Source organism: Bradyrhizobium sp. AZCC 2289, from assembly GCF_036924615.1.
Taxonomy (GTDB): Bacteria; Pseudomonadota; Alphaproteobacteria; order Rhizobiales; family Xanthobacteraceae; genus Bradyrhizobium.
This window is the reverse complement of sequence record NZ_JAZHRY010000001.1, coordinates 5176596-5191248: the sequence shown is the minus strand read 5'-3', so window position 1 is coordinate 5191248 and position 14653 is coordinate 5176596. Positions and strand designations below refer to the sequence as shown.

Sequence of the window (14653 nt, the reverse complement as noted above, 5' to 3'; positions counted from 1 at the left end):
ATAATGCATGTTTTCGGGTTAGTCTAGTCTAAAACGCCGGAACATGCATTTTGTTGCACATTATAACCATGACAAAGCAACTGACGATATCTAGTTTTGGCCCCGCCCCGGTATCCGGGGATGGCGCGCCCGAGGTTGTTACCCAGATTTCGCCCGAGGCAATTTCGGCGGGCGTTTCGGCTTTGAACGCTTGTGTTTCAGACGCCCCGAGGATTTTGCCTGACGAAGAAATTGTTGAAAGGATACTCCTTGCCTCTCTGCGACATCAGCGTGGAGCGAGAAGCCATAGATGAGCCCGCAAAACCCGGCATATTGAAATATTTCCTTCTGAAGCTTCCGCGCTTCAGCGATCTTCGCGGGGCGAACATCTAGAGTTTTCAACTCAGCTTTTTGGAACGCCTGAGGCTTAGTAATTTTGATGATTTTTTTCTCATGCTTCAGGTCCCAGCCGCTGCCGTATAGGCTTGCGTGAACCAGGTGATTCCTGCGAGGACGGAGATCGTTATCAATGAAATTGAGCATCTCAACCGCGTAGTCATACCAATCTTCGTTCTTCCCTTTTCTGAGAAAGAAAAGAGCCCTGAGAATTTGGGTCTTTTGCCGTAGATCAAGATTGCCGGTAATCGCGTGCCAAGCTTCTTCATCCTTTATCCCGGCGAGATGTGCTATCAGAAAGTCGATCATGTTCTCGAGCCAAGCCCAATGGATGCAGACGTATCCGATCTCTGCCGCCATTCTCTCTACGGCGCGTCCGTGAGGTGATTTAGCCATGGCAAAATCCGATCAAAAAAAGGAACTGGAATTACATCCCGATGCATGGGAGCGCTTTGAGCGCGCGGCTGGCGTGGTAGCGAAAAGCCCGCCGCAGCATCGGGTAGCGAAGAAGAAAAAAGTGGCGGCGAAGAAGAAAAAGTCCGCAGCCAAAAAATGAAACCTATATCGGTTACGATGGCTTCTTTCCTTTACGGGGACGATCTAGCGCCTCTAAAGACTTGTACAATTCGGAGATTAGACCCGTCGCCACTTCTTTTGACATCACAAGAGGAACTTGAAAGCCAAGAAAGCCGATCTCAATCATGCACTGGCCCATCATTGGCTCAAGAGAATGAGCGCCGGAAACGCTAAGAACCTGCCCGACGACCGTTGTTTCGCTCGCCGATTTATCAAGATCAGCGCTGGCCTTGTGTAACAAGACAGCAAGTGCAGGCACGTTAGTGTATGCGAGCCTGACAACCAGATCGTGCTGTTCTTCGTTGGGGTCACCCTGAAATGCGATTAGAACGTCACGGCGTTTATCATCGGTGAGCACGTTCATCACGGCCATCGATTGATACTCCATTGCCGGTGTTTGGGTGGTCTCTGTCATTTTGGTTGTCCCTGCCTGTAGGAGAAGAGAGTTACTTAGTTCGCCAATATTTGACGAACTTGGGTTTCGATTTTGGCTGCTTGCGCTTCCATTGCAGGAAGCGCTCCGCCTTATGCTTGAACGTTTTTGCTGTTAGGCCGTCGATAGGTCAGGCGCTTGCCAACGATTCCCTTAGCCAATTCGCTGGCGCGGTTGGTGTCGTCAACGCCCAGCGCGATGCGGTTGTTATGGCGGAAATCAAATTCGGCCAAATAGCGATGCAAATGCTTCTCGCTGCAATGCTGATAGGTGCCGAGCATACCGCGCTTGAATACGCTGAAGTAGCTTTCAATGGTGTTGGTGGTGATGACCGTGGTTTTGACAACCGGCTTGCCATCGGGGCGCGCCTCGCCGGTCTCTTCGTTCCAGTAGCGGACGTACTGATCTTCGCCGTGGTTCACTACGCCATGGTTCGCAAATTCAGTTCCGACCTTTTCGTAAACGCGCGCTTGGTCAGTCATAAGGTGCGCTTCCTTGGAGATGTTGGCGCGGACGATTGGCACAATGGAATCTGCGGTCGTATTCGCAACATGGAAACTGCGAACCTGTCCGGTGTCGCGATCTAGCAAGGAAAGAACCGTATTCTTATGAGACGCGCCCGCGCGCTTCTTCTTAACGCCCTGCAAGCGACCGATGAATGTTTCGTCAACCTCCACTGCGCCACCAGCATCGCCCATGGGCGGCACAAGCCCGCCGACGCGCATTGCTTCACGCAAACGGTGCATAAGAAACCAAGTCGATTTGTAGCTGATACCCAACATGCGATGGACCTGATGCGCGCTAATGCCCTTCTTGGAAGCGGTCATGAGGAACAGTGCGGCAAGCCACTTGGTCAGCGGGATTTTGGAGCGCTCGAAAACGGTGTTCACGGTCACGGTGAACTGTTGGCGGCATTGCGGTTCGTTGCACTGGTACACGCCGGGACGGTGCGCCTTGCCTTCAAGCTTGGTCAGTTTGTCCTGATCTGCGTTGCCGCAATGCGGGCAAACCCGACCGTTCGCCCAGACGCGGGCTTCAAGCCATTCGCGGGCTGCGGTTTCGTCAAGGAAGATCGGGTTTTTGAGAAGGTTGGTCATAGGGTGGTTGCTCCAATGCTGAAACTCTACCCATGGTCGGCTGCTTTGTCAAGGTTATAATGTGCATTTTGTTTCATGTCTCGCTGACGGCGCCGAAAGCCACCCAATCGGTCTTGGCGAGCTGCGGCCGCGCCAGTTTGGCCGCCAGCAGCGCCGCGAGGCGCGCGGTCGGAAAACCGTCGGCAAAGCCGTCGCCGCTGGTCGCCGCATTGCGCGCCAGCGCCTTGAGCTCGCCGTGCGCGTCGCCCAAAAGCCTTGCTGCGGTGTGGGGCTTTTGCATGCGCAGCCGCAAATTGGCGTTGGCGATCAGGATGCAGGCGCGCAGCAGGATACGTTCGCGGCTGCCTTGGGGTGCTGCCGCCCAGACCGTCTCGAGGATCTCCTGCGACTCCCAGAAATAGCCGCGGTCGTTCAGCGTGATGCCGTAGCGCAGGGCCGGGTGGCGCGCCGGGACGTAGCCGCCGAACCGCGGCGGCACCAATGCGGTGATTTGGGCCAGCGTTTCGTAATCGGCATTGGCTTCGTCGGTCTCGCCGGGGACATAGGCCCATCGCGGCAGCGGCAGATCTGCGGCGGCTGAAGGCGGCGCGATCATCGGGACGTGATCCCGATCCTGGCCCCGGCCAATGCGTCAGCGGGCCCGACACCCGGTGGCCTAGGCGGCCTGCCGTCCAATGGCCTAGGCGGCCCGCCCTTGCGAACCGTCGACACGCAAAACCGCGTTTGCGAATTCCGAGATCGCATCCAGCGTCGCCCCCGGCGCCTCCCGATGCGGCTGGTGTCCCGCCCCCGGGATCAAGGTCACATCGACCGGACAATAGCACTCTTCCCGCGCGATCTCGACCTGGCGCATGGTCCCATACTGGTCATCCACACCCTGCAGGATCGCGATCGGCACGCGGATATAGGCGAGGAATTCGGAAATATCCCAGGTGCGGAATTTCGGATCGAGCCAGGCGCCGTTCCAGCCATAGAAGGCGTTGTCGACATCCTTGTGCCAGCGGGCGAGCTTCTCTTTCAGGTTCGTGGTCTCGTAGGCGGTCTTTATTTCGGCGATCGAGGTCACCGAGATATCCTCGACAATGAAATGCGGCGCGATCAGCGCCATGCCCTGCACGCGGTGATCCTGATGGCTGCCGGCGTAGATCGCCGCGATCGACGCGCCGTCGGAATGGCCGACCAGGAGGCCGCGGCGAAAGCCGATCGCGTCCAGGAGCTTCGGCAGGACATCGAGCGCCTCGACATGCATGTAGTCGAGCGGCCGCGGCAATTTCACTGATGTCGACGCGCCATAGCCGGCGCGGGAGTACACGAACACGCCGGCGCCGGTGGCGGCCTGCAGCTTTTCCGGAAAATCACCCCACAGCGCCGCCGAGCCGAGGCCTTCATGCAGCATGACAATGGTCGGCGCCTGCTCGGGTGACGGACCGATCATGCGGTATTCGAGATCGGACGCGCCGATGCGGAGGAAACCGGAGGGGGTTAGTGTTTGCATGATTAGTTAGCTTTCCAAGTGATCCGGACGTTGCGTTCTCACGCTCGTCGTCCCGGCCTTGAGCCGGGACGACGGGTAGAGGCTACTGTGCCCCATCCCGCAACTTGAACCGCTGGATTTTTCCGGTCGCCGTTTTCGGCAAGCTCTCCACCACATCGATCCAGCGCGGATATTTCCACGGGCCGATCTTCTGCTTGACGTGCTCCTTCAGCGCCTCATGCAGCCCCTCGGTCTTGCTGTCCGCGCGTAGCACCACAAAAGCTTTCGGCTTCAACAGCCCTTCCGGATCGGCCTCGGGCACCACGGCGGCTTCGAGCACGGCCGGGTGGGTGATCAGCGCGCTCTCGACCTCGAACGGCGACACCCAGATGCCGGAAACCTTGAACATGTCGTCCGAGCGGCCGCAGAAGGTGTAACGGCCGTCGGCATCGCGGATGTATTTGTCGCCGGTGCGGGTCCAGTGGCCCGCAAATGTCTGGCGGCTTTTGCTGCGCTGGTTCCAGTAGCCCTCGCCGGCCGAGGGCGCATCGACGAGCAACTCGCCGACCTCGCCATCGGGCACATCGTCGCCGGCGTCGTTCACCAGCCGCACCTTGTAGCCCGGCACCGGACGGCCCGACGTGCCGTATTTGATGTCACCGGGCGCATTGGAGAGGAAGATGTGCAACAGCTCGGTCGAACCGACGCCGTCGAGAATGTCGACGCCGAAGCGTGACTTCCAGGCGTTCCCGACCGATTCCGGCAGCGCCTCGCCGGCGGAGGTGCAGACCCTCAAGCGATTGCCGCCGCGTTCATGCTTCATCGTCTCGTCGTTGAGCATCGCCGAAAACAGCGTCGGCACGCCGAAGAAGATGCTGGGGTTATATCTGTTCATCAGCGCAAACATCACGGCCGGCGTCGGCCGCTCGGAATTGAGCACGGTGGTGGCGCCGACCGACATCGGAAACGTCAGCGCATTGCCGAGGCCGTAGGCGAAGAACAGCTTTGCCGCGGAAAGCCCGACGTCGTCCTCGCGAATGCCGAGCACCTGTTTGGCATAGGTATCCGCGGTCGCCGCCAGACTGGAATGCAGATGCCGCACGCCCTTCGGCATGCCGGTCGAGCCCGACGAATACAGCCAGAACGCCGGCTCGTCGGGATGGGTCGCGGCGGTGACGAATGTATCGCTTTCGCGGGCGAGTTCGTGGGACAGTTTCTTGTGGCCGTGCGCATCTTTGCCGGACACGATGACATGCTCGAGATCGGGCATCCGCCCGACCATGTCCTTCACCACGGGCAGCAGCGCTTCGGAAATGAACAGCACGCGCGCGCGGCAATCGGCCAGCACATAGGCGTATTGATCGGAGGTCAACAGCGTATTGAGCGGCACCGGCACGATGCCGGCGCGGATCGCGCCCAGAAACACGATTGGGAAATCGACGGTGTCGAGCATGATCATCGCCACGCGCTCTTCGCGCCGAACGCCAAGCCAGCGCATCAAATTGGCGACACGGCAGGTCTGCTTCTGCAGGTCGCGATAGCTGAGTTCGGAAACGGTATCGGTGAAGGCAAGTTTTTCGCCGCGGCCCTCATCGACATTTCGATCGAGCAGCCAGGTCACCGCATTGTAGGAATTGCCGCTCATGCCGCGTCCCTCCAGCCCAATTCCCCAAGCGTAAAGCACGCCACGACTTCTCCCCAGTTTTAAGAATTATAATTCATAGAAAGCCACTCCGCGCGCTTGCTGTCAATCCTCATCGGCATTATGTTTCCTAGAGTTGGGCTCTGACTGCGGCAGAACCCGACTCCAGTCTTTTGGTTTGACGCGTTTTCTTCACGCGAACCGGTGCCCACTTCGCTCGAAAACGCTACGGGGGGATATGACCGAAAATAGCGATCCCGAAATCGATTTCCTGGAGCAACTCGGCCAGCGCGTGCGCACGATGCGCGCGCTGCGCGGCATGTCGCGCAAAGTGCTCGCAAAAGTTTCCGGCATTTCCGAACGCTACATCGCGCAGCTCGAGAGCGGCAAGGGTAACGTCTCGATCGTGCTGCTGCGCCGGGTGTCGAACGCGATGGGCGCGCATCTGGAAGATCTCATTCCCGCCGCCGAGCCGGTGCCTGACTGGGCCGTGATCCGCGATCTCCTGCGGAAAGCGTCGCCCGGCCAGATCGCACAAGCCAAGAACGTCCTTGCCGGCGGTGCTGCGTCGGCGCAGCGGCATCTGTCGTTTTCCGGCATCGCCCTGATCGGCCTGCGCGGCGCCGGCAAATCCACCCTCGGCAAGATGCTCGCCAAAAAAATCGGCTGGAGCTTTGTCGAACTGAACAAGGAGATCGAAGCGCAGAACGGACTATCCGTTGCCGAGATCATCGCGCTCTACGGCCAGGAAGGTTTTCGCCGCATGGAGCAGTCGGCGCTGACCCAATTGCTGGCACGGAAAGAATTGATGGTGCTGGCGACCGGCGGCGGCATCGTCTCCGAACCGCTCACCTTCGACCTGATCCTGTCGTCTTTCTACACCATCTGGCTGAAGGCCGAGCCGGAAGAGCACATGGCGCGGGTGCGCGGCCAGGGCGATTTGCGCCCGATGGCGGACGATCGCTCGGCGATGGCGGAATTGCGCAACATCCTGTTGAGCCGCGAGCCGCTCTACGCACGCGCGTCGGCGGTGGTGGACACGGCGGGGCTCAGCGTCGACGCGGCCGCGGCCCGGCTGAGCGACGCGGTGGCACCGGTGCTGCACGACGAAGCGCGGATGTTCGCGCGGGGCTAAGTCTCGTGTCCCGGACGCGGTGCAGCGTGCAACGCTGCTCCGCAGAGCCGGGACCCATCCCGATGGACCCCGGATCGGCGGCGCATCACCATAGCGCGTCAAAGACGCGCGTAAACGCGCTGGTGGTGCTGCGCAGCATCCGGGGAACGCATCCAGAAATTTGCTCCTCCATCACAGCAACATCGACTTCACCTGTTCCGCGCCCTCGCGCAGCAGCGGCAGGAACCGGTCGATCATTTCACCGGCCGAGACGCGATCGACATGCGCGCCCATGTTGATCGCGGCGATGATGGCGCCGTCATAGCGGCGGATCGGCACGGAAACCGAACGGAAATGCGGTTCGGCTTCGCGATCGACCAGCGAATAGCCCTGCGCGCGGTCGGCGATGATGGCGGCGAGCAGCAATTTTGGATCGGTCACCGTATGCGCTGTCATCGGCGCGCGGCGCATCGCGGCCAGTCTTGCCGCGAGTTCGGCATTGTCGAACTGGCCGAGCATGGCACGGCCGACCGAGGTGCAGAAAGAAGGCAGGCGATAGCCGATATCGAGGCCTGCCGAAAACATGCGCGCAGGACTGCCGCGCGCGATGAACACGACCTCCTCGCCATCCAGCACCGCGAGCGAGCTGATCTCCTGCGCGGTTGCCGCGATCCGGTCGAGCACCGGTTGCAGCACCGTCACCACCTGACTCGAACGCAAAAATGACGCGGCCAGCGTCAGCACGTGCGGAGTAAGCGTGAACAGCTTGCCGTCGGTCGCGACAAAGCCGGCGCGTTCGAGGGTGAAGAGGATGCGTCGCGCGGTCGCGCGCGGCAGCTCCGCGGCGCGCGCGAGGTCGCTCAATGTCATCGGGCCGGTGGTAGTGCCGAATTTCTGCAGCAGGCGCAGACCGCGATCGAGACTCTCGACAAAGTCGGTGGCACGCTCGTCGTTATCGCCGCGCTTCAGCTTTGGCATCTCGCGCTCCACGGCGCTCGCGCCGGTCAAAGATTGTGCTTGCCGTCCCGCAGATGCATGTCATAATTCGCCCATAAGTTCAATAGACGAACAAAAGCAGCTCCCGACCAAAGGATGCACCGCCATGATGAGCCAGGAAGCGAACGACCTGATCACCCGGACGGGGCGACAAGACCCCTGCGGGAAGCTGATGCGGATGTACTGGCAGCCGGCGGCGCTGGTGGACGAGCTGGCGGGGCCGCGGCCGGTCAAGCCGGTCAAACTGCTCGGCGAAAACCTGGTGCTGTTTCGCGACGAGAACGGCCGCTACGGCCTGATCGACCGCCATTGTGCGCATCGCGGCGCCGATCTCGCCTTCGGCCGGCTGGAAAATGGCGGCCTGCGCTGCGCCTTTCACGGCTGGCTGTTCGATGCGACCGGCCAATGCCTGGAAACGCCCGCCGAACCCAAGGGCTCGACGCTGTGCAAGGGCATCAAGCAGCGTTCCTATCCCGTGGTGGAGAAGAGCGGCATCCTCTGGGCGTATCTCGGCGAAGGCGAACCGCCGGCGTATCCGGAGATAGATTGCTTCGTCGCGCCGGACAGCCACACGTTCGCGTTCAAGGGCCACATCAACTGCAACTGGCTGCAGGCGCTCGAAGTCGGCATCGATCCGGCGCACGCCTCCTTCCTGCATCGCTTCTTCGAGGACGAAGACACCTCCGGCGCCTACGGCAAGCAGTTCCGCGGCGCGTCCGCCGGAAGCGACATGCCGATGACAAAGATCCTGCGCGAATACGACAACCCGATCATCAATGTCGAGCACACCGAATACGGCATGCGGCTGATCGCGCTGCGCGAGCTGGATGAGGAGCGCACCCATGTGCGCGTCACCAACCAGCTTTTCCCGCATGGCTTCGTCATCCCCATGAGCACGGAGATGACGATCACGCAGTGGCACATCCCGGTCGACGACGAGAACTGCTACTGGTACGCGATCTTCACCAGCTACACGACGCCGATCGACAAGAACAAGATGCGCGACCAGCGGCTCGAACTCTACGAACTGCCCGACTACAAATCGCGCAAGAACAAGGCGAACGATTACGGTTTCGATCCGCACGAACAGGCGACCGAGACCTATACCGGCATGGGCGCCGACATCAACGTGCACGATCAGTGGGCGGTGGAATCGATGGGCGCGATCCAGGACCGCACCAACGAACATCTGGGCACCTCCGACAAGGCGATCGTGCAATATCGCCGCCTGCTGCGGCAGGAAATCGAAAAGGTTGCGGGCGGCGAAAAGCCGTTCATGTTCCTCGACGACGCCCACGCGCGCAGCATCCAGGGGCCGGCGACCATGGACGGCATCGGGCCGACGCGGGGCTGGGAAATGTTCTGGATGGAAGTCGACGTCAAGCGGCGCCGCGGTGCGCCCTGGGCGGCGCCGGTGCCAGGTGAGATATCCGACAAGATCCGCCATCTGTCGGCGGCGGAGTGATGCGTCTGGTTCAAAATGGAGTTGCCGTCATTGCGAGGAGCGCAGCGACGAAGCAATCCATTCTTTCTTTCCTTGGAGCGATGGATTGCTTCGCGGAGCCTGTCATCGGGCGGCGCTTTGCGCCGACCCGTTGGCTCGCAATGACGAAGAGGAGGTGACGCGTTGAGTTTTGTCGAGCGTCACGGCCTGTGGTCGAGCGAGCAGAAGGAGGCGGCGAGCCGTCTCCGCAAAATCGTCGAAGAGAAAAATCTCGAAGTGATCCGGCTGTCGTTTCCGGATCAGCACGGCATTTTGCGCGGCAAGACGCTGGTGGCGAGCGAGGCGATCGCCTCGCTGGAAAGCGGCTGCTCGATCACCACGACCATGCTCGCCAAGGACACTTCGCACCGCACGGTGTTTCCGGTGTTCACCGCGGGCGGCGGCTTCGGCATGAGGGAAATGGAAGGCGCCGCCGACGTCCTGATGGTGGCGGACCCCACCACGTTCCGCGTGCTGCCATGGGCGCCGACCACGGGATGGCTGCTGTGCGATCTCTATTTCAGCGACGGACGGCCGGTGCCGTTCGCGACGCGGCATCTCTATCGTGAGGTGCTCGATCGACTCGGCCAGCGCGGCTACGATTTCGTCGCCGGCCTCGAGGTCGAATTCCACCTCTTCAAGCTCGAAGACGCCCATATGGCGCCGGAGGATGCCGGCCAACCGGGCACGCCGCCATCAGTCAGCCTGCTGTCGCACGGCTATCAATATCTGACCGAGCAGCGCTACGACCAGATGGAGCCGGCGCTGGAAATCATCCGCCGCGACGTGCTGGCGCTTGGGCTACCCTTGCGATCGGTCGAGGTCGAATTCGGCCCGAGCCAGTGCGAATTCACGTTTGCGCCCACCAAGGGGCCGACGCCCGCCGACAACATGGTGCTGTTCCGCTCGGCCGTAAAGCAGATCGCACAACGACACGGCTATCACGCCACCTTCATGTGCCGGCCGAAACTGCCGAACGTGTTCGCGTCCGGTTGGCACCTGCATCAGTCGATCGTGTCGCGCACGGGCGGCGAGAACGCGTTCATGTCCAAGGACGGCAGCGAGGTGCTGACCCCGTTCGGCCGCGCCTGGCTTGCCGGGCTTTTGCAGCACGCCCGCGCCTCGGCGGTGTTCACGACGCCGACCATCAACGGCTACAAACGCTACCGCACCTATTCGCTGGCGCCGGACCGCGCGATCTGGGGCCGCGACAACCGCGGCGTCATGATCCGCGTGCTCGGCGGCCCCGGCGATAGCGCGACGCGACTTGAGAACCGGATCGGCGAGCCGGCGGCAAATCCCTATCTCTATATGGCGTCGCAAATCCTCTCCGGTCTCGACGGCGTCGACCGCAAGCTCGATCCCGGGCCGTCGGCGGATACGCCGTACGAAGCCAAGGCAGCGCTCCTGCCGAAGAGCCTTCGCGAGGCGGTGTTCGCGCTCAACGACGATCCGTTTTTCCGCGGGGCGCTGGGCGCGGAGTTCGTCGATTATTATGTCCACATCAAGAACGCCGAGATCGAGCGCTTTCACGCCGAAGTCTCGGACTGGGAGCATCGCGAATATTTCGAGATGTTTTGAATGCACGCCCGGCTCTCTAAACGCATACCGCCGTCATTGCGAGGAGCGAAGCGACGAAGCAATCCATTACAGCGAGCGGCAACATGGATTGCTTCGCGGAGCCTGTCGTCGGGCGGCGCTTCGCGCCGACCCGCTGGCTCGCAATGACGACCCGATCTATCCCGGCGACGCGCTTACTCTAAACCACCGCGTTCTGCTTGATGATTTCGCGGTAGAACGATGCGCTCAGTTTCGGCGTGCGTGCTTGCGTGTCGAAGTCGACCCGGTAGAGCCCGAAGCGCTTTTGGTAGCCGTCCGCCCATTCGAAATTATCGATCAGGCTCCACAGGAAGTAGCCGGCCACGGGCACGCCCTCCGACGTCGCGCGCTGCAGCTGGAGCAGATAGTTGCGGAGATACATGATCCGGTCGAGATCGTAGACATTGCCGTCGGCGGCCACCTCGTCCGTCGCCGATGTCCCGTTCTCGGTGATGTAGATGGATTTCACGCCCCAGATCCTTGCCGCGTGCCGCGGCGCCCAATACATCGCCTCCGGACCGACCCTCAGCCAGGACGCATCCATATGCGGGAACGACGCGGGAAACGGCGCCAGGGTGAAGCCGCGCGCGTTATCGGCGGCCAGGACATAATGGTCGGGCTTGTAGACATTCAGTCCGACGAAATCGATCGGGGATGAAATGATGCCGAGATCGTCGGCGGTGTATTTCGGCGCATCCTTTCCGGCCTGCGCCAGAAAGCCTTCGGTGTATTTCCCCTCGAGGATGACAGTCAGATAGCCGGCATTGAGTTCGCGCGTCGCGATCTCCGTGGCGTGGATGTTCGCGGGCGTTTCGATCGCGGGTACGCAGGTGACCATGTTCTCGGCCAGGCCGACCCTGGTCCCGGCCCGGCCGCGCGCGCGGATCGCCTGCACGGCAAGACCGTGTCCCAGTGCTACGTTGTGACGAACCCGGTTCATCCCGGCCTCGGATAGATTCAAGCCCGGAGCGTCAATTCCAAGACCGTGACCGAGATGCACAAGCCGCGAACATTCGTTGATCGTGAAAATGTGTTTTGCACGATCGCTCAGACGTTCCACGACATAACCCGCATAATCGGCAAAGGCTTTTGCGGTGTCGCGGGACATCCAGCCGCCAAAACGGTCCTGCAGCGCCTGCGGCAAATCCCAATGGTACAGGGTGGCGAACGGCTCGATACCGTTGGCCAGGAGTTCGTCGAGCAGCCGATTGTAGAAATCGAGGCCTTTCGGATTTGGCGCCCCGCGACCTTCCGGGAAAACACGCGGCCAGGCGATCGAGAAGCGATACGTCCTGGCTCCCAGCGCCTTCATCAATTGGACGTCGTCCTTGTATCGATGGAAATGGTCGTCGGCGACATCCGCATTGCTGTGATCGGCAATCTTGCCTTGCAAGTGCGTGAAACGATCCCAGATCGAAGGACCGCGTCCGTCTTCGTCGACGGCGCCTTCGACCTGAAAGGCCGAGGTCGCCGTGCCCCATCGAAAGTCGCCCGGAAAGGCCAACATGGCGTTCTGGCCGGTGGACCGGGCGATGCCGGCATCGGCGGATCGGACTGACACCGCCGACAGTCCGAGCGCCGCCGATCCAGCCATCTTGCCAAAATCGCGCCGCGACAGTCCGTTCGACGACATGACTTCACTCCTGAACTTTGCTCTTGGGACCCCGACCATTGCGCCAGCGCAACGGCTATTTGTCGCATTCGACCTTTGACGTCGCCGCGACGAAGCCCGCGGCTGCGCCCGCCTGCGATTTCGGCGGCGGGACGGAAGCGACAGCGATCGGCTGAGTGGCGAGTTCATCCTTGCGCAGCGTCTTCGGGAACACGCCCGACAGACTCGGCAGCATGCTCAAGACGGCAACGGAACGCGACGGCCACAGCGCGGCGCCATACAGGAAAAACGCCGCCGAGGTCCACTGCGATTGCCAGTTGCTGGCCCCTTCGTTAAAAAAGACATAGAGCGCGGCAGCCATGAACAGGCCCGCGAACACCGCCTCGGTGACGGCGCCAAATTCCGATTTTCGACGGTTGAGCCGCGTGACGGTCCAGACCGGCACAACCGTCATGGTCAGGCTGGCAAACGGGAAATCGCGTGAACGCGGGTCGAACACGAGGCCGAGCGCGATTTCCACGGCGACCAGTGTGCTCGCCATGAAGGCGAAGCCCAGGACCAGCGCGGCCACCGATCGGGTTCTGCCCTCGCGCGGGCCGACCAATTCCAGAAGGGCCGGCAGCGGACGCCCGGCCATCAACGCGTTGGAGCACAACAGCGGCAAAACGGCTGCTGCAGCCAGGAGTAATCCCTGATTGAGCCAACCCGCAAACCCGTAGCTTTCATAAAGGGCCTTTTCGCCCGCGAGGCCGAGCAGGATTCCGCCTGTGGTAGCGGTCGCTGCCACGGCCAGCCATGGCGCCAATCCGGTTTCCGATCGCCGGCGCCACAGCGTCAACAGCGCAACTGCGAATACGAAAGAGGCGAAAGCCAGTCCAGCTGCCAGCTGCAACTTCCAGAACGGATAGTTGCTGACGGCGGATCCGAACGAGTACTTCAGCTGACGGCTATCTCCATCAAGCAAGCCCCAATGGGCGCCGACTGTCCCTTCCCACTGACGCTTCCACGGCTCGTCATAGGCCTCGAACAGATTGAGACGAAAGTTTTCCCGACCGGCCCAGTCGAGCAGTTCGGAAAAGAAACGGGCCTGATTGACGCGAGACGGCAGCGCACCGTCGCGCATGCGTCCCTGGCTCGGCCAGCCGGCCTCGCCGATCAGAATCTCCTTGCCGGGTAAGGCGAGGGCCACCTGCCGGTGAACGTCGATCACATGCGCGGCCGCGTCTTCGGCCCGCACCGGTATGTCTTCCCAATAGGGCAGGATGTGAATCGTCACGAAATCGACGTCGTCGCCGATCTCCCGGTAGCGCAGCCAGAACTCCCAGGCATCGGCGTAACTCACCGGAACAGTGACGCGCGCCTTGACCGAGCGGATCGCAGCGCGGAGGTCCGACACGGTCATTTCTCCGCGCAGCAACACCTCGCTGCCGATCATGAGCGAGGTGACGACGCCGGGGGACGCCTTGGCCAGCGATACCGCGGTCTCCATGAGCGCCGCGTTTTTCGCACGATCGCGGCCGAGCCAGATGCCGAGAATGACTTTCAACCCGGCCTTCGCGGCGAGTTCGGGCACCTTGTCGAGCCCGTTCTCAATCGAGTAGGTGCGGATGCAGCCGGATATCCTGGCGAGCTGGCCGATATCTTCCGCGATCTGCTCCGGGCTGATGATGATCTTCGAATTCCACGGGGTCTGCTGGCCCCGGAACGGCGCGTAGGACACGCAATCCAGCTTCTTCGCGGGATCGACAGCCGCATGATCCAGCGGCACCGGCGCGGCCAGCCAGCCCCAGGCCGCGACAATGAGGCTCATGGAAATCAGGAAAAGCGCCGATGGCGCCAGAAACGCGATCGGCGCCCTACGGCGGTAGGCGCTGGTCGAGCGGCTCGATGAGCCAGATCTGAGCTCGGCGGGACCGTCGAGGAACATCGCGCAATGCCTTCGGCTAGATCAGGACCAAGGGTTGCTCAACGTTCGCGCGGCCGACGCCTGCGAAAAACCACTAAAGCTGGCTTGACGAGTTAACCGCATGCGACCCCAATGAACATCTAAGTTTGGTCAAAAGAGTATACCAGCGTCCTTCAACTTCCAACAATCTCGGGAATCGCCATGGGCATATGCGGCCGATCCGCTGCATCCCAACGGGGTCGGCTACGAGCTCATCGCCGGCTATGCGAGGACTGCAGCTCTCAATGTCGCTGCACGTAGTGTGGGCGATGTCTTCTTCGAACCGGCATCGCGGCTGAAATCCGCG

13 protein-coding genes are annotated in these 14653 nt (G+C 61.4%); 4 read left to right on the top strand and 9 right to left on the bottom strand.

The features are described 5' to 3' along the window. Positions 1–138: 138 nt before the first annotated feature. Positions 139–771 (bottom strand): hypothetical protein, encoded by a 633-nt coding sequence (locus V1289_RS24685; RefSeq protein ID WP_334399603.1) that lies wholly within the window; start codon positions 769–771, stop codon positions 139–141. Between V1289_RS24685 and V1289_RS24680 the strand changes: the two genes are divergently transcribed. After that, the gene (locus tag V1289_RS24680; RefSeq protein WP_334399601.1) at positions 770–931 is read left to right on the top strand and encodes a hypothetical protein; all 162 of its coding nucleotides are present in this window, start codon (positions 770–772) and stop codon (positions 929–931) included. The genes V1289_RS24685 and V1289_RS24680 overlap by 2 nt on opposite strands. Before the next feature lie 12 nt (positions 932–943). Here the strand turns inward: V1289_RS24680 and V1289_RS24675 are convergent, their stop codons facing one another. From V1289_RS24675 to V1289_RS24655, 5 genes are all read right to left on the bottom strand, one after another. Then, positions 944–1366, bottom strand: a complete 423-nt coding sequence (locus tag V1289_RS24675) for a hypothetical protein (protein ID WP_334399599.1) — start codon at positions 1364–1366, stop codon at positions 944–946. Between the two features lie 110 nt (positions 1367–1476). Then, positions 1477–2481, bottom strand: a complete 1005-nt coding sequence (locus tag V1289_RS24670) for an IS1595 family transposase (RefSeq protein WP_334399597.1) — start codon at positions 2479–2481, stop codon at positions 1477–1479. 73 nt (positions 2482–2554) lie between these two features. Further along, positions 2555–3076, bottom strand: a complete 522-nt coding sequence (locus V1289_RS24665; protein ID WP_334399595.1) for a DUF309 domain-containing protein — start codon at positions 3074–3076, stop codon at positions 2555–2557. A gap of 84 nt (positions 3077–3160) precedes the next feature. Beyond that, positions 3161–3976 carry an alpha/beta fold hydrolase gene (locus tag V1289_RS24660; RefSeq protein ID WP_334399593.1) on the bottom strand — a complete coding sequence of 272 codons (816 nt, stop codon included), beginning with the start codon at positions 3974–3976 and terminating at the stop codon, positions 3161–3163. Positions 3977–4058: 82 nt separating this feature from the next. Further along, on the bottom strand, positions 4059–5600 hold the full coding sequence (locus V1289_RS24655; RefSeq protein WP_334399591.1) for a benzoate-CoA ligase family protein: 1542 nt from the start codon (positions 5598–5600) through the stop codon (positions 4059–4061). Between the two features lie 235 nt (positions 5601–5835). Between V1289_RS24655 and V1289_RS24650 the strand changes: the two genes are divergently transcribed. Next, a complete protein-coding gene (locus V1289_RS24650) occupies positions 5836–6732 on the top strand; it encodes a helix-turn-helix transcriptional regulator (protein ID WP_334399589.1) in 897 nt (298 codons plus the stop codon). Positions 6733–6903: 171 nt separating this feature from the next. Here V1289_RS24650 and V1289_RS24645 read toward each other — a convergent pair whose 3' ends face one another. Next, the gene (locus V1289_RS24645; RefSeq protein ID WP_334399587.1) at positions 6904–7689 is read right to left on the bottom strand and encodes an IclR family transcriptional regulator domain-containing protein; all 786 of its coding nucleotides are present in this window, start codon (positions 7687–7689) and stop codon (positions 6904–6906) included. Positions 7690–7813: 124 nt separating this feature from the next. Here V1289_RS24645 and V1289_RS24640 point away from each other — a divergent pair, with 124 nt between their 5' ends. Continuing rightward, positions 7814–9172 (top strand): aromatic ring-hydroxylating dioxygenase subunit alpha, encoded by a 1359-nt coding sequence (locus tag V1289_RS24640; RefSeq protein ID WP_334399585.1) that lies wholly within the window; start codon positions 7814–7816, stop codon positions 9170–9172. Between the two features lie 162 nt (positions 9173–9334). Next, a complete protein-coding gene (locus tag V1289_RS24635) occupies positions 9335–10771 on the top strand; it encodes a glutamine synthetase family protein (RefSeq protein WP_334399583.1) in 1437 nt (478 codons plus the stop codon). A gap of 178 nt (positions 10772–10949) precedes the next feature. On the opposite strand, the gene V1289_RS24630 is transcribed toward V1289_RS24635, so the two are convergent. Next, positions 10950–12422 carry a GH1 family beta-glucosidase gene (locus tag V1289_RS24630; RefSeq protein WP_334399580.1) on the bottom strand — a complete coding sequence of 491 codons (1473 nt, stop codon included), beginning with the start codon at positions 12420–12422 and terminating at the stop codon, positions 10950–10952. A gap of 55 nt (positions 12423–12477) precedes the next feature. After that, positions 12478–14328, bottom strand: coding sequence for a glycoside hydrolase family 17 protein (locus V1289_RS24625; RefSeq protein ID WP_334399578.1), 1851 nt, complete (start codon positions 14326–14328; stop codon positions 12478–12480). Positions 14329–14653: the final 325 nt, after the last annotated feature.